The sequence below is a fragment of the Pseudomonas sp. NPDC088414 genome, assembly GCF_044753325.1.
Lineage (GTDB): Bacteria > Pseudomonadota > Gammaproteobacteria > Pseudomonadales > Pseudomonadaceae > Aquipseudomonas.
On the sequence record NZ_JBIVMY010000036.1, the window covers coordinates 1 to 25438 of the forward strand.

Below are 25438 nucleotides of genomic sequence, written 5' to 3' on the forward strand. Positions count from 1 at the left end.
ATCAAGTCGATCACAGATTTCGGTATCTTCATTGGTCTGGACGGCGGCATCGACGGTCTGGTTCACCTGTCCGACATCTCCTGGAACGTAGTGGGCGAAGAAGCCGTACGTCGTTTCAAGAAGGGCGACGAACTGGACACCGTCATCCTGTCGGTTGACCCAGAGCGCGAGCGCATCTCCCTGGGCATCAAGCAACTGGAAAGCGATCCGTTCTCCGAGTACGTCTCGGTTAACGACAAAGGCGCTATCGTTACTGGCACCGTGAAAGAAGTTGACGCCAAAGGCGCCATCATCGTTCTGGCTGACGACATCGAAGCGACCCTGAAAGCCTCCGAAATCAGCCGTGACCGCGTTGAAGACGCGCGCAACGTTCTGAAAGAAGGCCAGGAAGTTGAAGCCAAGATCATCAGCGTTGATCGCAAGAGCCGCGTAATCCAGCTCTCGATCAAGTCGAAAGACGATGCTGAAGAGAAAGAAGCCATCCAGAGCCTGAAAGCAGCTCCGGAAGGTGAAGCAGCTGACACCACTATGGCGGCACTGCTGCGTCAAGCAATGGCCAAACAGAACTAAGTTCTGCTTGATCATGAAAAAGGGCGACTTCGGTCGCCCTTTTTTGTGCCCGCGATTTGATGAGGTGTGCCGCGGTTTGCGTATGTCGGGGCTGTGGTGAAACCAATCTCTTCAGCGAGTTGTCTGTTTCTTTAATCGGATCAATCGCCTATTCGCGACTAAGCTGGGTATTACTCGTGCGGTAGTCGGGCGTTGCCTGGCATAAGGAAGTGGATGAACAGGTTTATTGTGTTGATTGTAGTGTTGGTTTTGGCTGGATGTACCACAAGTGCCAAAACGCATGCCGTGCGCGGCGTCAGCGGTATCGAGATCGACTGCTCTGGTCTGGGTTCGGGGTGGGAGAAGTGCCAAAGACGCGCGGCGAAGGAGTGTAAGGGGGCGGGTTACAGGGTAATCAACCGATCTGACCAGGCCAGGGATGAAGATGAATATCCGTTTGGCTTCAATCCCGCAGGCTACGTCACTCGAACCATGCTGGTTATGTGCCGTTGAATGTGCGCGGCTTCGGTTTGTGCTTTTGTGCACTGAAAACAGGCGTTTCGGCGCCAAGGAAGATATGTCAATCCCTGGGCTGTTCAAAATCTTCCGGGCGTGCTAAAACCTTTCAAGCGCTGATCTAGCTGCTTGAAAAAGAAGGGAAAAATATGACGAAGTCGGAGTTGATCGAACGAATTGTCACCCATCAAGGGCTACTCTCATCCAAGGATGTGGAGCTGGCCATCAAGACCATGCTTGAACAAATGTCCCAGTGCCTGGCTACCGGCGATCGCATCGAGATCCGTGGGTTTGGCAGCTTCTCTCTGCACTACCGTGCGCCGCGCGTCGGTCGCAATCCGAAGACCGGTCAGTCGGTCAGCCTTGACGGCAAGTTTGTTCCGCATTTCAAGCCGGGCAAGGAATTGCGTGATCGGGTAAACGAGGAAGAGGAGGAGGGGGTTTGACAGTCGCTATTTCTCAAGGAGTCACTCATGCGTAACCTCAAGCGCATGCTTCTTGGCGTTTTCATTTTATTGTTGGTATTGGTGATTCTGGCGTTCGTGCTCGAGAATCAGCAATCCACCTCGTTGATGTTTCTCGGTTTGGCTGGGCCACAACTTCCACTATCGTTGGTGGTGGTGTGCGCATTGCTCGTTGGCATGCTGATTGGTCCGATCCTTGGGTGGTTTCTGGGGCGTTCGTCCAGAGCTGCACGAAAGCGCCTTGTCTGAGTTGGATGGTTGCAGCGCGCCTATCAAATTTGGGTCGTCGCTTGTCCATATCCATTAGTAAAACGTTCATTAAGCTGTAAAATGCAACCCTTGTTCGATAGTGGTCTATTTCCACGTCGATTCAGACTGACTCTGACGGAAGCCCTGAGGTTGGTGGCTTCCGCATTCATGGATTAGACAGCGCCCTTATATGGCCTGTCCGCAGCTCAAGGGTATGCTTTCGCGTGAAAATTCTAGTTACCGGCGGCGCCGGGTTCATCGGCTCGGCAGTCATCCGTCACATCATCTCCAACACCACCGACTCTGTCGTTAACGTTGATAAGCTGACCTACGCCGGTAACCTGGAGTCTTTGGCTGAGGTCAGTCATGACTCGCGATACGCTTTTGAGCGTGTTGATATTTGTGATCGTGATCAGATTGATCGTGTTCTGCGTGAGCATCAACCCGATGCGATTATGCATCTGGCCGCAGAATCTCATGTTGATCGCTCTATTTCCGGGCCTTCCGAGTTCATCCAGACCAACATCATCGGCACTTACACATTGCTTGAGGCGGCTCGCCATTATTGGGCTGCACTGGATGATGCGCGTAAAGCCAGCTTCCGTTTCCATCACATTTCGACTGACGAAGTTTATGGTGATCTGGAAGGTCCGGAAGATCTGTTCACTGAAACTACACCTTATCAGCCTAGTTCCCCGTACTCGGCCAGCAAGGCCAGTTCCGATCACCTGGTTCGCGCATGGGCTCGCACCTACGGCTTGCCGACACTGGTGACAAACTGCTCGAACAATTACGGCCCTTGCCACTTTCCCGAGAAGTTGATCCCGTTGATCATTCTCAATGCACTGGAAGGCAAGCCATTGCCGGTCTATGGCAAAGGCAATCAGGTTCGCGATTGGTTGTATGTCGAAGACCATGCGCGTGCGCTGTACAAGGTTGTAACTGAAGGTGTCATTGGCGAGACCTACAATATTGGTGGTCACAACGAGAAGCAGAACATTGAGGTTGTCCATACTCTTTGCGCGCTGCTTGACGAGCTTCGTCCTGATTCCGCGCATCGCCCGCACGCAAGTCTGATTGCTTATGTGCAGGATCGCCCTGGCCATGACCAGCGCTACGCGATCGATGCAAGCAAGATTCAACGTGAGCTTGGCTGGACGCCGGAAGAAACCTTCGAAACCGGTATTCGCAAGACTGTCGAGTGGTATTTGCAGAACACTGAGTGGGTTGCTCACGTGAAGAGCGGCAGCTATCAGCAGTGGATCGATCAAAACTACGCAGACCGTTCAAAAAAAGCATGAAAATCCTTCTACTTGGAAAAAACGGCCAGGTAGGCTGGGAGCTGCAACGCTCCCTGGCTCCTCTGGGCGAACTGGTTGCTCTGGATCGCCACCCGGCTGGCGGTCTGACTGGTGATCTGTCTGACCTTGACGCGCTGCGTAATACGATTCGTCAGGTCAAGCCCGACATCATTGTCAATGCGGCGGCTTACACTGCCGTTGATAAGGCCGAGTCCGAAATCGAGTTGGCTGATCGCGTGAACGGTCTCGCCACGAAGGTTATGGCGCAGGAAGCTGCGTCTTTGAACGCGTGGCTGATTCACTATTCCACCGACTATGTGTTCAGTGGTGAAGGCTTGGCTGCCTGGCGGGAGACCGACGCGGTATCGCCGGTCAATCACTATGGCGCCAGCAAGCTGGCAGGCGAACAGGCGATCGTCGCCTCGGGTTGCAGGCACCTGATTTTCCGTACAAGTTGGGTCTATGCAGCGCGTGGCAATAATTTCGCCAAGACCATGCTGCGTCTGGCCAAGGATCGCGAGACACTTGGTGTCATCGCCGACCAGATCGGTGCTCCAACAGGTGCTGACCTGATTGCTGACGTGACAGCATTGGCTATTCAGCGGGTTCTGCTCCGCCCTGAGTTGGCAGGTCTCTATCATTTGGCCGCTGCCGGCGAAATCTCATGGCACGGATATGCCTGTCATGTGATTGACCTTGCCAAGGCTAACGGTGAGGAGCTTGCCGTCAAGGCAATCAATCCAATAGATACCACCGCCTATCCGACTCCTGCGCGCCGCCCTCTGAATTCCCGACTGGACACTCAGAAACTGCGCGACAACTTTTCTCTACACTTGCCGGATTGGCAAAGTGGTGTAACCCGAATGATTATGGAAGTTCTGAATAAATGATCACGACAAATCGTAAAGGCATCATTCTCGCCGGCGGTTCCGGCACACGCCTGCATCCACTGACGCTCGGCGTTTCCAAGCAGATGCTGCCCATCTACGACAAGCCGATGATCTTTTATCCTTTGTCGGTGCTGATGCTGGCCGGCATGCGTGAAATCCTGATCATTTCCACGCCCGATGATTTGCCAAGCTTCCGCAAGTTGCTGGGAGACGGAAGTCTATACGGCATCAAGCTGACTTACGCGGAGCAGCCAAGCCCCGATGGTCTTGCTCAGGCGTTCATCATTGGTGAAGAGTTCATCGGTGATGATCCGTGCTGCCTGATTCTGGGCGACAATATTTTTCATGGTCAGCATTTCTCCGACAATCTGCGCTCAGCCTGCTCTCAGCAGGAGGGGGCCACAGTGTTTGGATATCATGTTTCTGATCCCGAGCGCTTCGGTGTCGTGGAGTTTGATGCGCAAGGTCGGGCGCTGAGCATTGAAGAGAAACCGGCCAAGCCCAAATCGAGCTATGCGGTTACCGGTTTGTATTTCTATGACAACAAGGTCGTCGAGATTGCCAAGGGAATCAAGCCTTCTCCGCGTGGTGAGCTTGAAATCACCGACGTAAATCGGGCCTATTTGAGCCAGGATTCCTTGAAGGTGGAGCTTCTTGGTCGCGGTTTCGCATGGTTGGATACAGGGACTCACGAGTCGCTGCTTGAGGCCAGTCACTTTGTGCATACGATCGAGCATCGGCAAGGTTTCAAGGTCGCATGCCTGGAAGAAATCGCCTACAACAATGGCTGGATTGATGCTGCCCAGCTCGCGCAACAGGCAGAGCGCTTGAAGAAAACCGGTTACGGGCAATATCTGCAGCAACTGTTGGAGACAGGTCATATCTGAATTTGCTCGGGAAAATTCAGTGCGCCCTTCTTTAGGGGTAATTCAGGGCTGGTATAGCGGTGAGACCCATTAAAGTTGCAATTTTGCTTGCTGCGTACAATGGCATGGCATGGATCGAAGAGCAGGTCGCTTCGATTCTTTGCCAGCGAGGGGTGGAACTCAACCTCTTTATCAGTATCGACCCCTCAACGGATGGTACTGAAGCCTGGTGTGCAGATCTTGCCGCCCGACATGATTGTGTGACAGTGCTGCCTACCGGTGATCGGTATGGCGGCGCTGCATGTAATTTCTATCGCTTGGTTCGTGATGTCGATCTGACTGCGTTTGATTTCGTCGGGTTTTCCGATCAGGACGATATTTGGCTTCCTGAGAAACTGAAGCGCGCCACCGATATTCTTGCAACCGGCGAATACTCCGCTTATTCGAGCAATGTCACGGCCTTTTGGTCGGATGGGCGAACTGTTGTTTTGAATAAGGCGCAGCCACAGGTTGCCTGGGATCATATATTCGAGGCGGCAGGTCCAGGTTGTACCTATGTATTCAGTCGCGCATTGGCGCAACACCTGAAGCAATCAATGCAGGCCAACTGGCATTCGCTGCAGGGTGTCACTTTGCATGACTGGTTCTGTTACGCCTTTGCGCGTAGCCATGGATATCGCTGGTTCATAGATCCTTTGCCTTCTATGCGATATCGGCAGCACGAGCACAATCAGGTGGGCGCGAATACCGGAATTTCCAATCTGATTGCTCGATACAAAACGATCCATGATGGTTGGTGGTTTGATCAGGTGCGATTGATTGTGCGGTTGGTGGGGCTGGATTCGGATCCTTTTGTTCGGCGCTGGTCGAAGCTGGGGCGTTGGCAGTTACTCAAACTATCACTGAGTGCTGCAAGTTGCCGGCGACGATGGCGTGACAAAGTGTTGTTTTTCTTTACCTGTTGGTTAACTTCTCTGTTAGGAGGGAAGGCAAGATGACTTCCCGAAGAGTATTGGTTACAGGTGCTACCGGTTTTGTCGGCGAGGCGGTCGTTCTCCGATTATTGCTTGATCAAGTGCTGACCCCGGTAGCTGTCGTCAGAAGGGCATCGTGTTTGTCGGGATTGTGCCCCACGGTAATGTTCGATCTTGCCAGTTCGAATGAGCTGCCCGAGTTCGAGAATATAGATGCGGTGATTCACGCGGCCGCGCGCGTGCATGTCATGAAAGAGGCAGCACCAGATGCGCTCGCAGCCTTTAGAAAAGTAAACGTCGACGGTACTGTGAAACTGGCGCGAAAAGCGGCGCAATCAGGGGTCAGACGCTTCATATTTATCAGTTCAATCAAGGTTAACGGTGAGGTGACACTGCCAGGTCATCCGTTCAAGGCCGATGACATCCCGGCGCCTCTTGATGCGTACGGCATTTCAAAGTTCGAGGCGGAAGAGGCGCTGAAGAGTATTGGTAAAGAGACCGGGATGGAGGTTGTCATTATCAGGCCTCCGCTTGTCTATGGGCCGGGTGTAAAGGCAAATTTCTACCGGATGATGAGCGTGCTGACGAGGCGGTTGCCGTTGCCGATGGGCGCAATCAATAATCGTAGAAGTTTGGTGGGTATCAGTAATCTGGTAGATCTGATTGTCACCTGTGTTGATCACGTTGGTGCTAGGAATCAGACCTTCCTGGTCAGCGATGGCAGAGATTTGTCCACTAGCGAACTGTTGCGTTGCCTGCGAGAGACAATCGGTGGCAAGGCGTTGCTGATACCTTTTCCCGAAGTGGTGCTCAGGGCGGTTTTGAGATTGTGTGGAATGCACTCTGTCATACAGCGAGTTTGTGGTTCTTTGCAGGTTGACATTACGGCAACAAAGACGGCTCTCGGTTGGTCTGCGCCTTATTCTCCAGAGGTGGAGTTAAAGAGGACAGCACTAAAGTTTCTTGAGAAGCAACAATAAATTATTATTGATATGGAGCTTTGGAAGTGCGGTTGGAATGTTATTAGGTTGCAGATGTTAGCAATAATTACTGGGGCTGTATCTTTTTTTTATTGTGATGTATAATGGGGGGTATTTTTATATTTGTTTTTGTGCTTGAGAGTAGTGGATCCCGTTGAGTTTTGAGTCGAAATATTTCCTCTTGGGGGTGCATTACCAATCTTACTTAAAGGATTAATGTGGTGGAGTTAAAGTGGAGTGGTTTTTGGAAGTTGTCATGGAAGTGCTGTTTTGCACATGACTAACTAATCATTCGCTTTTCTCTAATCAATGAGATGGATTTAAAATGAAGTTTGGTCAAGTGGATGATTCTGTGATTTTTATGAACGGTGTAGCAGAACATTTTGGGGCTTGCGAGTCGATCATTGTGGAAACTAACGTTAGGCAGTTACGCATCGTTTCAGATGGTGCAGGAAATCTCCCGAGCGATGCTGAGGTGTGCTGGTAATGGAAAAGTTTTCAATTTCGCCCCTGAATATGGTCAGTAGTTTCTGGAAAAATCGCGGACTTATCAAGGCTTTGGTCAAACGCGAAATTGTTGGGCGTTATCGCGGCTCCATGATGGGTATCCTGTGGTCATTCCTGATCCCAGTATTTATGTTGAGTGTGTATACACTTGTGTTCAGTGTTATTTTCAAGGCGCGCTGGGGTGGAGGAGGTGACTCTAAAGTCGAGTTCGCCCTGGTACTGTTTGCCGGTCTGCTGGTTTATAACTTTTTTGCTGAATGTATCAATAAATCACCGTTATTGATTACAAGTAATATAAATTATGTAAAGAAAGTTATTTTTCCTCTTGAGATTCTGCCTTGGGTCAGTATGGGGGCGGCTCTGTTTCATGCGCTGATCAGTTTAAGTGTTTGGATTGCAGCCTATGCCTTGCTTTTTGGTATTCCTCATTTGACCGTATTTCTTATTCCTCTGGTTTTTTTGCCGCTCATATTGTTTGTGATGGGGTTTTCCTGGTTGCTCGCTGCGTCCGGGGTTTTTCTGCGTGATATATCGCAACTGATCGGCATTATTACAACGACGCTGATGTTTTTGTCGCCGATCTTCTATCCGGCAACGGCCATTCCCGAAGAATTCCGCGGCCTGCTTTTCATGAACCCTCTGACCCCAGTGATTGAGTTGGCGCGAGGCGTATTATTTTTTGGGCAAGGTATTGATTGGGGACTCTACTCAATCTGCATGGCGGTCTCCGTCGTCGTATGCTGGCTGGGTTTCGCCTGGTTCCAAAAAACAAGAAAGGGGTTTGCCGATGTCCTCTGATATCTCGATCAAAGTTGAGAACCTGAGCAAGTGCTATCACATTTACGACAAGCCCAGCGACCGCTTGCTGCAAATGCTTTCTCCTGTGAGAAAGCAGTATTACAAAGAATTTTGGGCGCTTCGCGATCTTTCGTTTGAGGTCAAGCGAGGAGAGTCGATTGGTATTCTCGGCCGAAACGGTTCGGGCAAATCAACGCTTTTGCAAATGATTTGCGGCACACTGAACCCGACCACCGGCAGCGTGCAGACATTTGGCAGGATTGCTGCGTTGCTTGAACTTGGCTCGGGGTTCAATCCAGATTTTACCGGTCGTGAGAATATTTTTCTGAATGGTACGATCCTCGGCCTGACCCAGAAAGAAATCGAAGACCGTTTTGACGCAATCGCTGCTTTCGCAGATATCGGTGATCACCTTAACCAGCCGGTTAAAACATATTCGAGCGGGATGCTGGTTCGTTTGGCGTTTGCCGTACAGGTCCAGGTCACTCCGGACATCCTTATCGTTGACGAGGCGCTCGCGGTTGGCGATGCGCTGTTTCAAAAGCGCTGCTTCCAGCAGATTGAAAAGCTGATTTCTGATGGCACCACGCTACTTTTCGTTTCCCACGATCAGGAAAGCGTTCGCACCCTGACTCACCGAGCTTTGCTTCTGCACAAAGGGGTGAGGAAGATGTGGGGTAAATCATCTGACGTCGTTCTGGAGTATCGTCGGATGCTTCATGAGGACGAACGCCAGAGCTTTCTTGAGTACGGTGCAAAGCTGACGGCCAATGCGGCAGCCACTACAGCGGCGGTTAAAGAGGCAAAGGTCAAAGGCGTTGAACTTCCGGAGAAACATAACAAGATCAAGTCTTTTGGTGATCTCGAAGCTGAAATTCTGGGTGTGAAAATCCTCGATTCCAAAGGTGTTGAGGTCTCGCATTTTTATATTGGCGAGCGCCTCACGATCAAGGTCTCGCTGCGGGCGAACGTTGATCTGAATAATGTCAACGTTGCATTTCGTATTCGAAACAAGGAAGGCGTCAAGATTACTTCATGGGGCACATTGAATCATGATATGCGCGCATCACTGAAGAATGCTGACGCGTCTGAAATTATTTGGTTGAAGAACTTCAGCGCAGGTACGGAGTTTGCGGTGGAGTTTAATGCTGCCTGCACGCTTGGTGCAAACCTCTACGAGGTACAGGCGACGGTGACTCGTGAGCATGATATGTATTATGGGTCGCAGCAGATATTGCATTGGATGGACGAAGCTGCCTTCTTTACTGTGGCAATCAAACAGCAAGAACATGTTGTTGGCGGTATTTGCGATTTGGGTTTTGAACAAAAACTTATAGAGCATTCAGCATGAAAGTTGCCATCTTCAATGACACCAGCAGCTATCACCATATAGGTTGCCTTGCCGTGTCGGATGCTCACGACAGAATGCTCTCGGAAGTGGGGGCAGTGGTCGAATATCGACACTTCGTCAATGAGTTTCATGATTTGTGGCAGGGTGACGAAAAATCAACCCGTGATTTTCTTGCAAATGGTGCCCTGGCTGCAGAAATTTCTGCAGTTGATGCTGTGGTGGTCAATGGTGAAGGCACGATCCATCACGGATCAGGCCTTCATTTGCTTGCCATCCTCGCCTATGCTCAAGAGCTGGGCAAGCGCACCGTTTTGGTGAATGCGGTCTTGCAGGATGTACCTGTTTATCTCGATGTCCTGGCAAAGCTTGATGACTTGACCGTCAGAGAGGTGAACTCATTCAGATACTTGTCTAGCCTGGGCATTGACTCGCGAATTGTATCCGATTCGATTGTTGGAGCACGGTTCAACCCAGGTGTTGACGAAAACTATCGTGACAAGGTCATTATCACCGACTGTCATTTGTCTCGAGAGGATGTAAGGCAGGTTCTGGAAAGAGCCAACGTCGAATTTTCTGCTGATTGTGTTTACTTTCCGCTTGAATATGAAAACAGTGTAAATGACTGGCGGGATACTTTAAGAAAGTTTCGCGCAGCGAAGCTTGTTATTACAGGTCGCCACCACGCCGTCTATCTGGCTTTACTCGCGAACACTCCATTTATCGCCCTGCCTTCCAATACCTGGAAGATTGAGGGCACGTTGGAGCAGTTGGGCGGGTTGTTCGCAATGTGGGCCGGAGAGGATATCGTCCACATGGCTCACCGTGCCATGGAGAATCCCGAGGCATACAAATCGGTATTCGCTCACAAATTGCTTGCCAATCCATTGAGCACTTTTGTGAACCTGCGTGACAGTGGCGTTCCTAAGTCTCTGCTGGATATCGAAGCCTATAAGGAATTGGCAACGAAGTATTTTTCGCCTCTGTCAGACGTTCTGTTTTTAGGTTCGAATGCAAGTCTGCGTTTGTTTAAAAACCACTCGATTGCACGAAACTTCGTATTCAGTGAGATCCCTCTCTCGGTATTGACCGATGGCGCCATTGATACAGTTGCTCTAAAAGGCGTTGTTCCCGAATCAAGTTGTGACATCGATACGATCGTTTGCATCGATGCTGTTGTGGATTCGGCAGGACTTACGCTTCTCACTGCTCTTGCAGCGGAGAAGCTACGGCCTGGTGGTCGTCTTCTGGTTCGGTGTTCGAACGATTCGTGTGCTGACGGGGATATTTCCCCCGAGAATAAATCAGCTCTTGAGGCCAAGGGGCTGCTTTTTGAATCAAGTCTGAGCATTGCTGCACTTGAGGCGCAGACAGCTGAGAGTAACTGGATTCTCTCGTTTTTCAGAAGTCCCCTTGTAAAGTATTCTGCGCCGTATGAAGAGAGAAACTTGCCGAAATTTAATGGCAAGACTCACCTTGTTGATTTCGCTCGGTATTACGAAAATCCGTGGATTGTCCATTCCGTGGTGGAAATTCCATGGAGGATAAAGAATGCTGAGCAACTGTTCAAATTATCGGAACAGATACTCTCATGTTCGAGTGATGCCAGCGCGGACCAAGGTGCAGCATTGGCAATTCTTGGGTGGAGATACTTTGAGGCGGATTCAGCAGTAGACCTGTTGGATTGGAGTAACGCGGTTGATGTATATCTGAAAAATGATCAGTCGGATAATCCACATGTTCGCAGGTGGTGTGTTTCGTTAAATTATCTTCAAGCTCGATTTTGCCACCGAGCGAATTTTCAACAGCGAGCGCTGCAATATTACAAAAGTGTTGTGAATAGCCAGATTTCCAGTATTACGCCGACACTTGGAACAAAGCAGGTCAGTGCGGCCTATCATGCCGGTATGATTCACTGGAATGCTAGTGAGCGTGAACAAGCGATCAGCATGTGGAAACAGGGAGTCAAGCTCGCGTTTGAGTGTTTGAACTCTGATATGTTGGAGTTTGTTGGCAATATCGATCAGCCTTTTATGTTCTCGTTGAATGATTCTGTAGAAATCATCGACGGTGCCGTTCAGTGTGCTTCGGCATTGAATATTTCATCGAAGACATCTGTAGCTTCCGAAGGTTTTATTCTGTCGGCGTTGGACGAAGTTGCACGAAATGCATTGCGTAGTGCATTCAATAGAGTTTCGCTGGAATTACAAGAGTGCAGCGCTGAAAAGGTCTCTCTCCACGCTCGCCTCAACGAAACGCTGACGGCTAAGAAGTACGCTGAGAATCTGGCGTTCGGACGCCTGGATGAGATAAACAGCCTATGTTCTGAAATTCAAAAGGTTCAGGATCAGTTAAAGCTTACGGAAGACGCCAAGAGCTACGCAGAATCTTTGGCGATCTCCCGCTTGGCTCAGCTGGATGCATTAAACGCCAACGTCAGCTCAATGGATAGAATCCATTTCCTTAGCACGGTAAATGATGATCTGAGAAAGCAGTTGAGTCTGATTGAAAACGCGAAAGACGATTCTGACGCTCTGGCCGTTTCCCGCTTGGGCGAGCTTGATGCACTCAATGTAAAAAGTGTAGAGCAGTCCAAAAAACTTGGTGAAGAGCTTCGTGCACTGACAGAGAAGTTGCAACTGACAGAAAATGCCAAGGCTTATGCTGAATCGTTGGCCATTTCTCGATTGGATGAACTCAATGCACTCAAGGAGAATACTGAAAAGCAGGATCAGATTGTTGGGCTCTATGCAGAGAATCAAGCTTTAAGGGAAAGGCTACAACTTACAGAAGATGCCAAGGCTTTTGCGGAGGAATTGGCAATTTCTCGTTTGGCTGAGCTCGATGCTATTAAAAAAAGTGAAGGGAATTGATAGTGGAAAAGCTACATTGGTCCGTTGATTCGTTAGTACTGCGGAACCAGACTTATTTTGGATTTGGCTGGGCTTTTCACGAAGAGAAGGTGATCGTAGGCGTTAAACTGGCGGTCAAGACCAAAAATGGCTCTTTTCAAGCAATTCCGGCTAGCTACGGGAATCCGAGGGAAGATGTCTCCTCTCATTTTTCCGGCAAGCAAAATGCCTTGCATTCCGGTTTTGTTATGTACGGTAGTTGTAAAGCCGATGCCGAAAATGGTGATAACTTATTTCTTTTGATTGAGTTTGCCGATGGTGCTTCGGTAGAGCTTCCTGTCTCGGTTTCCTCACTAATTTCTTTAGAGAAAACGTCAGCCAATGCGTTGCCATTGGCGAAGCAGTTTTGGGCGTTTTTCAAGCGTGGCTTGTCGTTGATCAGGCAGTTGAAGTTTAAATTGTTGGTCGAGAAAATCCAGCGATATACTCGTAACCGTCCTTCGGGTTCGTTAAATGATGTGTCGAACGCACGCGATCAGTTGGGTGTTACGGGCTCGCAATCCTCGGTCCTGATTATTGATCATGATCTGGGTGGCGGTGCCAACCATTATCGCGAACGCCTGGTCGCAGAAAAAATTCAGGAAGGGAAAGTTGTTTATATTTTCAGCTTCCATATTGCCACATTGTCTTATGTCCTCATGGTCAGGAAAGGCGCGACGAGTGAGACATTGTCGATTCCCGGCTACGAGTTTCTGATCGAGCTGTGCAAGTCGCTGAAGATTGACGAGATCGTCTACAATACGGGCGTTTCATTTGCACGCTCGGAAGAGATCCCTCAACTTATTATTGAACTGAAAAAAGAGCTCAATTCAAAGTTGCTGTTGCTGGTCCACGATTTTTTCATGGTGTGTCCTTCACACTTCCTGATCGATGACACCAACAAGTATTGTGGTATTCCCGACCTTAGCAAGTGCCAGTCGTGCTTGTTAAATAACCACAACGGTTTTACTTCGCTGTTCAGTGCTCGAGATATGCATCAGTGGCGAGCGCTGTGGGGAACTGTCCTCAGTGTTGCGGATGAGGTGCGTACCTTCTCCTCCAACACGCTGGAACTGCTGTGCAAGGCTTATCCATCTATTGATTTGTCGCGCGCCGTGGTCAAGCCGCATGTGGTTGAATACATCGATTTTGGCGCAGTGAAACCTTCCCAGACCTCCGAACTCAGAATCGGGGTGGTGGGGCAGATCGGGCTCCATAAAGGGGCTCAGATTGTCCAGCGTTTGTCTGAAGAGATCATGAGTCAGCAGCTTGACATCAAGATTGTCATCATCGGTTCGATCGAGACGCAGTGTGATGCGTCGGTGGTTACACAAACCGGCCACTACAAGCATGACGATCTGGCAAAATTGATCGAATCCTCGGGCGTGAATGTCATGCTGTTCCCGTCCATTTGGCCAGAAACGTTCTCTTACGTCGTCCAAGAGTTGATGGAAATGAAATTGCCCGTAGCCAGTTTTGATCTAGGGGCACCCGCAGAACGTCTTGCCAGCTATCAAAAAGCGCTCATACTCAAGAACTTCGACGTGCCGTCAGTTCTGAGTGAGCTGGTAATGTTTCATAAAAGAATTTATTCGGTTTAGGAGTATTGGAAATGACTCAAGTGCACGTTTTCACCAGCGCAGCATTCAACTACATTCCGAAAGTGAGGATGTTGTTCAATTCGCTGCGTGAGCACCATCCAGAATGGCGCCTGCATTTGGCTCTGGCTGATGAGTTGCGTGACAATATTGACCTGAGCAGCGAGCCTTTCGACGAGGTCATTCCTCTCAGCGAATTGAATATTCCACACTGGAAAGCCTGGGCGTTCTGCCACACCATCGTTGAGCTTGCCACTGCCATCAAGCCATTCACGTTGTCACGACTGCTTGCGTTGCCGGATACCGCCAAAGTTATCTATCTGGATCCGGACACCGTCGCCTTCTCGCGCCTGGATGACATCGTTGCTGCGCTTGATGAATCCAACGTCGTGTTGACGCCACACCAGATTACACCTGAGTCCAGCCTTGCGGCAGTGATGGACAACGAAATCTGCAGCCTGAAGCACGGTGTCTATAACCTGGGTTTCGCCGCCGTTGCAGCAACAGATACCGGTAAGGCCTTCGCCAACTGGTGGGGTGAGCGGATTTACCACTTCTGCCGTGCCGACATTCCGAATGGCCTGTTTACCGACCAGAAGTGGATCGACCTGGTACCTGCGCTGTTTGAAGGTGTCGCCATCATGCGTACACCTCGCCATAACGTCGCACCATGGAACCTGACCACTCGTGAAATCACTATTGATGACAACGGGACTTACCTGGTGAACGGCGAGCCTTTGGGCTTTTATCACTTCACCGGTTTTGACAGCGGTGCTCACCGCGTCATGGCGGCGAAAAATGGCGGTACCAACTCGGCAGTCAGCAAGCTGGTTAACTGGTACGACGATGAAACCAAGAAGCTGGCGGAAGATCCGCTTGCCAAAGAAGTGTGGGCCTACGGTCAATACTCTGATGGCACTCCGATCAGCAAGGGCGCCCGCGCTGTTTATCGTGAGCGTATCGACTTGCAGCGTGCGTTCCCGGAACCGTTCGATGCCACCGGTTACAAGGCTTGGTGGGAAACTCAAGGTAAGGTCGAATACCCGCAGTTCCACGACAAGAAGCAAGAAGCGGCAGCGTTGCTCGAGTTCTCGCGAGTGCTGACCCCAGGTTTTCGTGGTGGCATGGAAACCGTGGACTGGTCGCGCCTGGGTGGCCTGCTGAAGCAATCCATCATGAATCCGAGAACCGGTGGCGAGATGGCGAAGAAGGGCTGGGAAGTCCTGCGCAACCAGGGGCTTCGCGGTTTGAAGAACAAGCTCTTGGGTTAATGTTGCACATCGGCTAGCCCGTCATGCGGGCTGGCCGATTTTTTTATTGTCCTGTGTCCTGAGAATGGAATGAAGTCAGACGCACAGGGTAGTTCGACTCACACTGGCTTGATATTGCGATTATGACTACGGAAATTTTACAGCAGCGTCGATCTTTGCACTTTCCCTTGATCGATTTGTTAAGGGGATTTGCAGCTATATCTGTAGTGATTTATCACATCATCGAACACTTCTCATGGAAGGCGTTTCCAGCTGAAGGTATTTTGAGCTGGTTTCGAATTGGCTGGATGGGAGTTGACCTTTTTTTTGTAATTTCGGGTCTGGTGATCGGCCTCGCAGCGTTTTCAGGCATTGATAAGTTCGGTGCGCAAGGGTTTCGCGTGGATTTCATCCGGCGTCGTATCGCCCGGATCGTGCCACTTCATTACCTGACCATGCTCGTTTTCATCGCTTTCATTATGCCTGAGGTCATGTTTCAGGGATTTTGGGCAAATCTGCTGACGCATTTGTTTTTCCTGCATAACCTCTTTCCCGCCTTTCACGGTGCAATAAACGGCAGCAACTGGTCGCTGGGGACCGAGATGCAGTTTTACGCACTGATGGTGGTGGTTTCCCCGTGGCTGTACGTCGCTCGCATCTGGAAAGTGCTGTTTGCGTTTTTGATGGTGGCCTGGGCATGGCGGTTGGGGACGGTCTGGTTTGTTGAGCCTGATGCAATGGGACCCTTCAAGATCTTTCTGGTCTCGACACAGTTGCCGGGGATGCTGGATGAGTTCGCCATCGGTATTGTGATGGCAAAGTTGTTTCGCAGTGACTTGGGGCACAGGATTTTTGACTACTGTCAGAAGCTGCCTGTTGCCCTGGGCGTATGTGCCGTCGCCGCCGCAGTGTTTTATTTGATGCTTTCCATCTATTGGAGACACGCCAGTTTCTGGGACATCCCGGTGATGGTCGTGTTGTTCCGAACCTTCATTGCAGTGTCATTTGGCATGATCATTTTTGCTGCCTGCGTGATTACCCCAAGCGTCCAGGTCAAGCGCCTGTTGTGGCCGCTCACTTATCTGGGAGAGATCTCCTTCGGCATCTACCTCTGGCACCTTCCTGTGCTGCTTTCGCTCAAGCGTCTGAATTGGCTGAGCTTTGAACAAATTGTAGTGCTGGCTCTGGTGTTGACCATTACGCTGGCGTCCGTGTCCTGGCATTTCTTTGAGCGTCCACTGATGCAGAAATATGCCCGTTCGACTAAGAAAGTGTCGGTTCAGGAGTCTGTGCCGCAAGTGGAAAAAGCCGCTGTATAGGGGGCTAAAGATAAATGTGTTTCCAGTAACTGTTTTCTTTGCACATATCAGCGAAGTCACAATTACTGCGAAACACAGTGTCCTTGCTCGACGAGAATTACAGGGTGACGGGTTGTGATGGATTATTATTTTTTGTGGATGCTGTTGATCCTGGTCATGTCGTTTGCACTGACCCTTTACTTGCGTCATTACGCGCTGCACCGAAAACTTCTGGATGTCCCCAATTCGCGAAGTTCCCACTCAGTACCGACTCCACGTGGTGGTGGTGTGGCGTTTGTATTGACGTATCTTGTATTTCTGACACTTGCGTGGTTTTTCTCCAAGGTCGATAGTTCGACGCTTATGAGTAGCGCGGGAGCAGGGGCGCTCGTCGCAATAATTGGCTTTATCGATGACCATCGCCATATAGCTGCGCGTTGGCGCCTGATCGGACACTTCACAGCAGCCGTTTTGGTCATTGCTCCACTCGGTCCATTTCCAACGATCACGATGGCGGGTTTTGCGCTCGATATGGGCGTGATCGGGCTGGTGCTGTCTGCCGTCTATCTGGTCTGGATGCTGAATCTCTACAACTTCATGGATGGCATCGATGGAATCGCCGCAGTCGAAGCGGTGACAACCTGTCTGGGGATGGTTGTGCTGTACAGCATCACCCAGCATTTCGAACTGATCCTGGCGCCGTTGTTACTCGCCACCTGTGTTGCCGGCTTTCTGATTTTGAATTTCCCACCTGCGAAGATATTCATGGGCGATGCTGGCAGTGGCTTCCTCGGCGTTGTGTTGGCCGGACTCTCGCTTCAGGCCGCTTTCAAGCAACCCGAGTTAATCTGGCCGTGGTTGATCCTGATGGGAGTGTTTATCGTTGACGCGACATTTACTCTTTTGAGGCGTTTGCTGCGGGGCGACAAAGTGTATGAGGCTCATCGTTCGCATGCTTATCAGTTTGCCTCTCGTCAGGTGGGTAAACATCTGCCGGTTACGCTGTGCGTAGGATTGATTAATCTTTTCTGGTTGCTGCCCATTGCATTCTGCGTTGTGCGGCTTGATTTTCCGGGGCTGGCCGGCGTGCTGTTGGCTTATGTTCCGCTGGTACTGCTGGCTATTAAATATCACGCCGGTGCACTGGAAGGCGCCACTCAAGGACCATGACAATGGCGCATCCGGCTGACGGGTGCTGTATTCTTCAGGGATATTTGCCTGAGTCGTGGACTTAGTATCGAAAGTTGATGAGAACGAAAGCATTATGGATAGATTTCGGGCTTTGTTACTTGGGTTACCTCGCCGCAAGAAAAGGCTGATTCAGGTAGCCACCGATGTCGTACTCGTTTGGTTGGCGCTTTGGCTGGCCTTCATTGTGCGCCTTGGTGTCGACGATATGTACAACCCTCTCAGGGCGCATTTTTGGCTGTTCGTATCAGCGCCGCTGATCGCGATTCCGCTCTTTGTGCGCTTTGGCATGTATCGGGCAGTCATGCGCTACTTTGGCAACGATGCCTTGATCGCGATCGTCAAGGCCGTGAGCCTTTCGTCGTTGATCCTGGCCCTCGTGGTGTTCTGGTACAGCAATCACGAAGCCGTTGTTCCGCGTTCCATCATCTTCAATTATTGGTGGTTGAGCCTGGTAATCATTGGCGGTCTGCGCTTATTCATGCGTCAGTACTTTATGGGCGACTGGTTTACCGCAGCGCAGCATGTTCCTTTTGCCAATCGTGATGACGGCCTTACCAAGGTTGCGATTTACGGTGCCGGTGTCGCCGGCAATCAATTGGTGGCTGCACTACGCATGGGCCGTGTCATGCGCCCGGTCGCTTTTCTTGATGATGATGCAGGTATTGCCGAGCGTTCCATTTCGGGTCTTCAGGTCTACAAACCCAAGCATATCCAACAGATGATCGACATGACGGGTGCGCAGGAGATTCTTCTCGCGCTGCCATCGTCGACCCGTGCTCGGCGCAGGGAAATCCTCAATATGCTGGAAGGTTTTCCGCTCCATGTTCGCAGCGTACCCAATTTCACCGATCTGGCCAGTGGCCGAGTCAAGGTCGAGGATATCCAGGAGGTCGACATTGCCGACTTGCTGGGACGCGATGCCGTGCCAGCACAGCCCGATCTGCTTGAACGCTGTATCAAGGGCAAGACTGTCATGGTCACTGGGGCCGGGGGGTCGATCGGTGCCGAGTTGTGCAGGCAGATATTTTCGCTAGGCCCGACCACGCTTCTACTGTTCGAACACAGTGAGTTCAATCTTTACAGCATTCTTTCCGAGCTGGAGCCGCGTTGCACCCGTGAATCAATTTCTGTGCGCCTGCTGCCCATCCTTGGCTCCATCCGCCATCAGGACAAATTGCTTGATGTGATGAAGACCTGGAAGGTTGATACGGTTTATCACGCGGCTGCGTATAAACATGTGCCAATGGTTGAGCACAACATTGCCGAAGGCGTGCTGAACAATGTCATTGGCACGTTGAACACTGCCCAGGCCGCATTGCAGTCCGGTGTGTCGAACTTCGTACTGATCTCGACCGACAAGGCTGTTCGCCCAACCAATGTGATGGGCAGCACCAAACGACTTGCCGAGCTGACACTCCAGGCACTGAGCCGTGAGGTTGCTCCGGTCCTGTTCGGCGACAAAGCCAATGTTTCCCGGGTCAACAAGACACGTTTCACCATGGTCCGCTTCGGCAATGTATTGGGATCTTCCGGGTCAGTGATTCCACTGTTTCATAGCCAGATCAAGTCCGGCGGCCCGCTGACCGTCACGCACCCGAAAATCACCCGCTATTTCATGACCATTCCCGAAGCGGCCCAACTGGTCATCCAGGCAGGTTCGATGGGGCAGGGCGGCGATGTCTTTGTGCTTGATATGGGCGAACCGGTAAAAATCGTCGAGCTGGCGGAGAAAATGATCCATTTGTCGGGATTGAGCATTCGTTCCGATCGCAATCCTCAGGGTGATATCTCAATCGAATTCACCGGTTTGCGACCCGGTGAAAAGCTCTACGAGGAGTTGTTGATCGGCGATAACGTGGCGGCCACGCCCCATCCGATGATCATGACAGCCAATGAAGACCATCTTCCCTGGGACGCACTCAAGGTCAAGCTGAACGATCTGCTCGCTGCGGTAGATAGGGACGACTATTCCCGAGTTCGTCAACTTCTGCGCGAAACCGTCAGCGGTTATACCCCCGACGGCGAAATCGTCGACTGGATTTACCAGCAGCGCCGCCTCGAACCTTGATTGTTTCACATTCTGTAATAGACGCATTTTTGACACCTGCCCTCCATGGCCTAGGTTTGTAAGAGCAGCTTGGGAAAAGCTGCTTTCTCAAACCATGTCATGGAGTGTCATTTATGCGTAACGGTTTTTTCTACTCTCTGGTTTTTGCTCTGCTTACCGGTGCTTCAGTTGCCGTAATTGCAGCGCCTGCTGTTACTTCTTCCACCGAAAAGGCGACGATGGTGACTGATGCCCAGGCGCAGTCCCCGAGTGAAAAGGTCGATCTCAATGGTGCAGATGCGGCAACTCTGCAAAAGCAATTGTCCGGGATAGGCGAGGCGAAGGCCAAAGCGATTGTTGCGTACCGTGATGCTAATGGGCCATTCGCATCGGTGGATGAGCTGCTGGAAGTCAAAGGCATCGGCAAGGCGATTCTCGATCGCAATCGCGAGAAGCTGGAAGTGAACTAAGCTGATTATTCAACGCCAAGGGGCCGGTCATTGACCGGCCTTTCTGTTTTCGGGATGCCGGAAATTCGGTGGAGGGAGGCTCGCGCGTCTGTCGGCGAGTTGAAAATTACGGGTATCATATTGTCTTGGTATTATGCCTATAATAATTTCCGTCGCCTCCAGACCTGTGTGGGTTGGAGGTTAATGTTCCCCCCTGTTTCAGGAGCACCCTCATGAATTCGGTTCAGTCTCAAGGTACCGCTGTTGTCACCGGTGCATCGTCCGGTATCGGTGCCGTTTACGCACAGCGGCTGGCGGCGCGGGGTTTTGATCTGCTGCTGGTGGCCCGTGATCAGCAACGTCTGGAAAGTGCCGCGAGCCAATTGCGCGAGGCCCATGGTGTTCAGGTCGAAGTGCTCAAAGCTGATCTGACGCGAAAGGATGATCTGCTGAAACTTCAGCAGCGCCTGCGCAGTGATTCGAGCATCAGCCTGTTGGTGAACAACGCCGGTGTGGCAGCCAATGGTCTGTTGGCCGATGCTGACGCCGAGCAACTGGAGCGCCTGATTCAGTTGAACGTCACCGCCGTGACCCTGCTGGCTGCGGCGGCTGCCGCCAGTTTCACTCAAGCTGGTCGTGGCACGATCATCAACATTGCCTCGGTGGTGGCGCTGTTTCCCGAGCGTTTCAACGCGACCTACAGCGCCAGCAAAGCCTACGTGTTAAGCCTGACCCAGTCGCTCAACACCGAACTCGAAGGCACCGGCGTCAAGGTACAAGCGGTATTACCGGGCGTTACCCGCACCGAAATCTGGGAGCGCTCGGGCATCGACGCCAGTGGCATTCCGGCGGAGATGGTGATGGAGGCGGGTGAGATGGTCGATGCGGCGCTGGCCGGTCTGGATCAGGGCGAGTTGATCACCATCCCGTCGCTGCCTGACGAAGGTGAATGGCAGGCCTTTGTTCGTGCCCGGCATGTCATGGCTCCGAATCTGTCGCGCAGTTCGGCGGCTGAACGCTACAAGAACTGATCAGAGGTAACTGTGGTATGAGTCAACGTCGAATTGTTGTTACCGGCATGGGGCTGGTTTCTCCTTTGGGCAGCGATGTCGAGACTGTCTGGCAGCGCTTGCTGGCCGGGCGCTCGGGCTTGCGTAATTTGCCGGACGCGGTGAGCGCAGATCTGCCGACCCGCGTCGCCGGAATGGTGCCAACGGCGGCGGAGGATATTGAGGCCGGGTTCGATCCGGATCTTGCCACGCCACCCAAGGAACAGAAGAAGATGGATCGCTTCATCCAGTTCGCCATGGAAGCGGCACGCCAGGCCTTGCTACAGGCTGGATGGCAGCCCTCCGAGGCAAGGGATCAGGAGCGCACCGCGACGATCATCGGCTCCGGTGTTGGCGGGTTTGGTGCAATCGCCGACGCCGTACGCACCACGGACAGTCGTGGCCCGCGTCGTCTGTCGCCGTTCACCATCCCATCGTTTCTGGTCAATCTGGCGGCCGGACATGTGTCGATCCAGCACGCTTTGAAAGGCCCGCTCGGCGCACCGGTAACCGCCTGCGCCGCCGGGGTCCAGGCGATTGGCGATGCTGCTCGGATGATTCGTGCCGGTGAAGCGGATATCGCGATTTGTGGCGGGGCGGAGGCGTGCATCGATCGGGTCAGCCTGGCCGGTTTTGCAGCGGCGCGAGCACTTTCCAGCGGTTACAACGACACCCCCGAACGCGCCTCACGACCGTTCGACAGCGGGCGCGACGGCTTTGTGATGGGCGAGGGAGCGGGCCTGTTAGTGATCGAATCGCTGGAGCATGCGCTGGCCCGTGGTGCTCAGCCATTGGCCGAGTTGGTGGGTTATGGCACCAGTGCCGACGCCTATCATCTGACCGCCGGTCCGGAAGATGGCAGCGGTGCACGACGCGCGATGCAGTTGGCGCTGGCTCAGGCAGGTGTCGCGCCTGATCAGGTGCAGCATCTCAATGCACATGCCACCTCGACCCCGGTCGGCGATCTGGGTGAGTTGGCGGCGATCAAAAGCGTGTTTGGCGAGCAGAACAAAATCGCCGTCACTTCCACCAAGTCCGCTACCGGGCATTTGCTCGGCGCGGCCGGCGGGCTGGAGGCGATCTTCACGTTACTGGCCATCCGCGATCAGGTTGTGCCGCCGACGCTCAATCTGGAAAACCCTGACCCGGCAAGTGCAGGCGTGGACATCGTTCACGGCCAGGCGCGGTCGATGCCGATCGAATATGCGCTGTCCAACGGCTTCGGTTTTGGCGGGGTGAATGCCAGCGTGCTGTTCAAACGCTGGGAAGGCTAGTCCTGATCTTTCTTCAGAGCGTCACGTGTGACGTCGAGAATCCGTTGGGCCAACTGCGGATTCTCGACGCTGCGTGCGAGCACCAGTGCGCCCACCAGTGTAGCCATGATAACAATGCTGCGATCAGCTGCCGATGAGCCCTCAAGTGTGCTTTGCACTTGTTCCAGTCGGCTGTTGAGCACCGCGTCTGTGGTCGGGCTGGGCTGACCGCGCAGACCCATTTCCGAGGACATGGTCGGTAACGGGCAGCCTTCGTGCGCAGAGCTGTAGTGCCATTCGGAGAGGTAGCTGTCGATGAATGCCTCCAGCGGGCGCGCCTCGGAGAACAGCATGGCGCAATGCGCGTCCAGCTGCGCTCCAGCCTCCTGCAGGGCTTTTTCCACCAGATCGTCCTTGGACTTGAAATGTGAATAGAACCCGCCATGGGTCAGCCCTAGTGCTCTCATCAATGGCTGCAAACCGGTGGCGCCGATACCGTCCTGGCGAAATCGTGCCGAAGCCTCCTTGATGATGCGCTGATGGGTCTGGGCTTTGTGATCCTGCGAGTAACGCATTTCGACTCTCCGCGACAAGGCCACCATCTTAACCAAGGAAAATTGAATGGTGACTGTACTTCTACTTCTAAAAAGCGTGCGGATAAGTCCAAATCCATAAAAAACAAACCCCGCCGATTCTGGCGGGGTTTTTCGTTCAGCGATCCTGCGCGTCCTTGATGTCCGCTTCGGCGTTTCGCTGCGCAACGCGTTTGCGTTCTTCGTCGGTCAGTTCAACCTTGTTGGCGGTGTCGCGCAACATCATCAATCCGCCAACGATCGAGCCGATTGCAACGACCAGAATCAACCAGGCATACCAGGGCATAACGGCTCTCCTTAATGGCAGCTCGACGGGCGAGGGTTTCGCCAGCGACGCTGCATACCACTTTGAGCGAATTGAATTCGCAGTGGTTCCATTCTAGGCCCGATATCCCCGCCGCACCTTAATTCCTGTAGGAGCTGCCGAAGGCTGCGATCTGTTGACTTTGCTTTTTCAAAAACAAGATCAAAAGATCGCAGCCTTCGGCAGCTCCTACATGATGTGTTATCGCCCTGTCAGCATCGCATCGGCCGGCGCATCGGCGCGTAACTGCCCGGTCAGCAGGAAGTAGCCGAAACCGACCGCCATGAAGCCAAGGAAAATCAGCCCGATCAGCGCGTTGAACCAGGCCATGGCGATCAGGCACACCACCGCCAGCACCAGTGCGATCAGCGGAATCAGCGGATAGCACGGCGCACGGAAAGTGCGCTCCAGATTGGGTTCGGATTTGCGCAGTTTGAACAGGCTGAGCATGCTCATGATGTACATCACGATCGCGCCGAACACCGCCATGGTGATCATCGCCGCGGTGAGGGTCATGCCACCGAGGTTGATCAGGCCATCGCTGTAGATCGCGGCGATGCCGATGATGCCGCCGGCGATGATCGCCCGGTGCGGGGTCTGGAAGCGCGAGAGCTTCGCCAGCGACGCCGGCAGGTAACCGGCGCGGGCGAGGGCAAAGAACTGCCGCGAGTAGCCGAGGATGATCCCGTGGAAACTCGCCACCAGGCCGAACAGGCCGATCCACACCAGCATGTGCAGCCAGCCGGAGTTGTCGCCGACCACGGTTTTCATCGCCTGCGGCAACGGGTCGTTGATGTTTGCCAGGGTGCGCCAGTCGCCGACGCCACCGGCAAAGAACATCACGCCCATCGCCAGCAGCACTAGCGTCAGAATGCCGCTGATGTAGGCCTTGGGGATCGTGCGCTTGGGATCCTTGGCTTCTTCGGCAGCCATTGCCGCGCCTTCGATGGCGAGGAAAAACCAGATGGCAAAGGGAATCGCGGCGAACATCCCGGCAATCGCTGGCGGCCCGAACACATCGGAGCCGGCCCAGCCGTTCAACGCAAAACTGCTGAAGCTGAACGCTGGCGCGACCACCCCCATGAACACCAGCAATTCGATCACCGCCAGCACGCAGACGATCAGTTCGAACGTCGCGGCCAGTTTCACCCCGAGGATGTTCAGGGTCATGAACACGATGTAGGCGCCGACCGCTGCGTGCTTCGGATCGAGGGCGGGAAACTGCACATTCAGATAAGCGCCAATCGCCAGGGCAATCGCTGGCGGTGCGAAGACGAATTCGATCAGCGTCGCCAGCCCGGCGATCAGCCCGCCTTTTTCACCAAATGCCCGGCGACTATAGGCGAACGGCCCGCCGGCATGGGGAATCGCCGTGGTCAGTTCGGTGAAGCTGAAGATAAAGCAGGTGTACATGGTCGCGACCATGAACGAGGTCACCAGAAAACCCAGTGTACCGGCCACGCCCCAGCCGTAACTCCAGCCGAAATACTCGCCGGAAATCACCAGCCCGACGGCGATGCCCCACAGGTGCAAGGTGCCCAGCGTGGGTTTGAGTTGTGTGTTCATGCGCATGCTCCCGGAACGGTTTGGAAAGCTCGGGGGAGGGCGTGTGCAGTGGGCGTGCCATTGCTGTGAGTCAGGTCGTAATGTGATGAAAGCTGTCGTATCGGGGATGTTCGCGGCTGGATGAGCGTTTTTTGTGCGCCAGTTGGGTGCGATGCTGGCAGTTATGCCGTCTTCGCGAGCAAGCTCGCTCCCACATTGGATCTGTGGCGTTCGCAAATCCCCTGTGGGAGCGAGCTTGTTAGCGAAGAAGCCCCGCCAACACGACGCGAAACCCTCCTGTAACGAACGCATAAACCGACTCTTTACGCTTTCTTTATGCCCAGCCAACCCCCTCGGTCTCGTTCCTTTACAGCCTCCTTTCCGACAATGCCTCCACACGCGGCAATACGCCGTAACACGGAGATCTTCCATGAGCGTTCTGGACGGGGTGTCCCTGCTGTTGGCAGCCGGGCTGTTCATTTATCTGTTGGTTGCGCTGTTGCGCGCGGACCGGAACTAGGAGCGGCT

At 52.7% G+C, this 25438-nt stretch carries 24 protein-coding genes; 21 read left to right on the top strand and 3 right to left on the bottom strand.

The window, feature by feature from the left end; translation table 11 throughout:
• The 20 genes from ACIP8I_RS23135 to fabF all read left to right on the top strand — a co-directional run.
• Positions 1–570 (top strand): S1 RNA-binding domain-containing protein (locus ACIP8I_RS23135; RefSeq protein ID WP_400764224.1); only part of this gene is annotated, 570 nt, incomplete at its 5' end.
• A 213-nt stretch (positions 571–783) separates the two neighbouring features.
• Entirely contained in the window at positions 784–1062 is a 279-nt protein-coding gene (locus ACIP8I_RS23140) for a hypothetical protein (RefSeq protein WP_400764226.1), read from the top strand.
• 152 nt (positions 1063–1214) lie between these two features.
• Positions 1215–1511 carry an integration host factor subunit beta gene (gene ihfB / locus ACIP8I_RS23145; protein WP_003189779.1) on the top strand — a complete coding sequence of 99 codons (297 nt, stop codon included), beginning with the start codon at positions 1215–1217 and terminating at the stop codon, positions 1509–1511.
• Between the two features lie 27 nt (positions 1512–1538).
• Positions 1539–1778, top strand: a complete 240-nt coding sequence (locus tag ACIP8I_RS23150) for a LapA family protein (RefSeq protein ID WP_367085310.1) — start codon at positions 1539–1541, stop codon at positions 1776–1778.
• A 224-nt stretch (positions 1779–2002) separates the two neighbouring features.
• A complete protein-coding gene (rfbB, locus tag ACIP8I_RS23155; RefSeq protein ID WP_025113093.1) occupies positions 2003–3079 on the top strand; it encodes a dTDP-glucose 4,6-dehydratase in 1077 nt (358 codons plus the stop codon).
• Positions 3076–3969 (top strand): dTDP-4-dehydrorhamnose reductase, encoded by an 894-nt coding sequence (rfbD, locus tag ACIP8I_RS23160; RefSeq protein WP_400764229.1) that lies wholly within the window; start codon positions 3076–3078, stop codon positions 3967–3969. Before rfbB ends, rfbD begins: the two co-directional genes overlap by 4 nt.
• On the top strand, positions 3966–4856 hold the full coding sequence (gene rfbA, locus ACIP8I_RS23165; protein ID WP_025113095.1) for a glucose-1-phosphate thymidylyltransferase RfbA: 891 nt from the start codon (positions 3966–3968) through the stop codon (positions 4854–4856). Before rfbD ends, rfbA begins: the two co-directional genes overlap by 4 nt.
• A gap of 53 nt (positions 4857–4909) precedes the next feature.
• Positions 4910–5833 carry a glycosyltransferase gene (locus ACIP8I_RS23170; RefSeq protein WP_400764293.1) on the top strand — a complete coding sequence of 308 codons (924 nt, stop codon included), beginning with the start codon at positions 4910–4912 and terminating at the stop codon, positions 5831–5833.
• Positions 5830–6789, top strand: a complete 960-nt coding sequence (locus tag ACIP8I_RS23175; protein WP_400764232.1) for a UDP-glucose 4-epimerase family protein — start codon at positions 5830–5832, stop codon at positions 6787–6789. Before ACIP8I_RS23170 ends, ACIP8I_RS23175 begins: the two co-directional genes overlap by 4 nt.
• A gap of 486 nt (positions 6790–7275) precedes the next feature.
• Positions 7276–8094, top strand: a complete 819-nt coding sequence (locus ACIP8I_RS23180; RefSeq protein ID WP_367085305.1) for an ABC transporter permease — start codon at positions 7276–7278, stop codon at positions 8092–8094.
• Entirely contained in the window at positions 8084–9445 is a 1362-nt protein-coding gene (locus tag ACIP8I_RS23185) for an ABC transporter ATP-binding protein (protein ID WP_367085304.1), read from the top strand. Before ACIP8I_RS23180 ends, ACIP8I_RS23185 begins: the two co-directional genes overlap by 11 nt.
• Complete coding sequence (locus ACIP8I_RS23190; RefSeq protein ID WP_400764235.1) at positions 9442–12315, top strand: polysaccharide pyruvyl transferase family protein; 2874 nt, start codon at positions 9442–9444, stop codon at positions 12313–12315. Before ACIP8I_RS23185 ends, ACIP8I_RS23190 begins: the two co-directional genes overlap by 4 nt.
• A 2-nt stretch (positions 12316–12317) precedes the next feature.
• Positions 12318–13934 (top strand): glycosyltransferase, encoded by a 1617-nt coding sequence (locus ACIP8I_RS23195; protein ID WP_400764238.1) that lies wholly within the window; start codon positions 12318–12320, stop codon positions 13932–13934.
• An 11-nt stretch (positions 13935–13945) separates the two neighbouring features.
• Positions 13946–15202, top strand: a complete 1257-nt coding sequence (locus tag ACIP8I_RS23200) for a glycosyl transferase (RefSeq protein WP_367085301.1) — start codon at positions 13946–13948, stop codon at positions 15200–15202.
• A gap of 122 nt (positions 15203–15324) precedes the next feature.
• Positions 15325–16500: an acyltransferase family protein gene (locus tag ACIP8I_RS23205; protein WP_400764240.1), complete on the top strand. Its 1176-nt coding sequence runs from the start codon at positions 15325–15327 to the stop codon at positions 16498–16500.
• A gap of 117 nt (positions 16501–16617) precedes the next feature.
• Positions 16618–17649, top strand: coding sequence for a glycosyltransferase family 4 protein (locus ACIP8I_RS23210; RefSeq protein WP_400764243.1), 1032 nt, complete (start codon positions 16618–16620; stop codon positions 17647–17649).
• A gap of 94 nt (positions 17650–17743) precedes the next feature.
• Positions 17744–19738: a nucleoside-diphosphate sugar epimerase/dehydratase gene (locus tag ACIP8I_RS23215; RefSeq protein WP_025113105.1), complete on the top strand. Its 1995-nt coding sequence runs from the start codon at positions 17744–17746 to the stop codon at positions 19736–19738.
• Between the two features lie 113 nt (positions 19739–19851).
• Positions 19852–20187, top strand: a complete 336-nt coding sequence (locus tag ACIP8I_RS23220) for a ComEA family DNA-binding protein (RefSeq protein ID WP_400764245.1) — start codon at positions 19852–19854, stop codon at positions 20185–20187.
• A 212-nt stretch (positions 20188–20399) separates the two neighbouring features.
• Positions 20400–21197, top strand: coding sequence for an SDR family oxidoreductase (locus ACIP8I_RS23225; RefSeq protein ID WP_367085297.1), 798 nt, complete (start codon positions 20400–20402; stop codon positions 21195–21197).
• Between the two features lie 17 nt (positions 21198–21214).
• Complete coding sequence (gene fabF / locus ACIP8I_RS23230; protein WP_400764248.1) at positions 21215–22489, top strand: beta-ketoacyl-ACP synthase II; 1275 nt, start codon at positions 21215–21217, stop codon at positions 22487–22489.
• Here the strand turns inward: fabF and ACIP8I_RS23235 are convergent.
• From ACIP8I_RS23235 to eat, 3 genes are all read right to left on the bottom strand, one after another.
• Positions 22486–23043: a TetR/AcrR family transcriptional regulator gene (locus tag ACIP8I_RS23235; RefSeq protein ID WP_367085295.1), complete on the bottom strand. Its 558-nt coding sequence runs from the start codon at positions 23041–23043 to the stop codon at positions 22486–22488. The two genes, fabF and ACIP8I_RS23235, sit on opposite strands and share 4 nt — an antisense overlap.
• A 136-nt stretch (positions 23044–23179) precedes the next feature.
• The gene (locus tag ACIP8I_RS23240; RefSeq protein WP_003226857.1) at positions 23180–23347 is read right to left on the bottom strand and encodes a DUF2897 family protein; all 168 of its coding nucleotides are present in this window, start codon (positions 23345–23347) and stop codon (positions 23180–23182) included.
• A gap of 219 nt (positions 23348–23566) precedes the next feature.
• Positions 23567–24931, bottom strand: a complete 1365-nt coding sequence (eat, locus tag ACIP8I_RS23245) for an ethanolamine permease (protein ID WP_007963671.1) — start codon at positions 24929–24931, stop codon at positions 23567–23569.
• Between the two features lie 409 nt (positions 24932–25340).
• On the opposite strand from eat, the gene kdpF reads away from it, so the two are divergent.
• Positions 25341–25430 carry a K(+)-transporting ATPase subunit F gene (gene kdpF, locus ACIP8I_RS23250; RefSeq protein ID WP_007963673.1) on the top strand — a complete coding sequence of 30 codons (90 nt, stop codon included), beginning with the start codon at positions 25341–25343 and terminating at the stop codon, positions 25428–25430.
• Positions 25431–25438 lie beyond the last annotated feature (8 nt).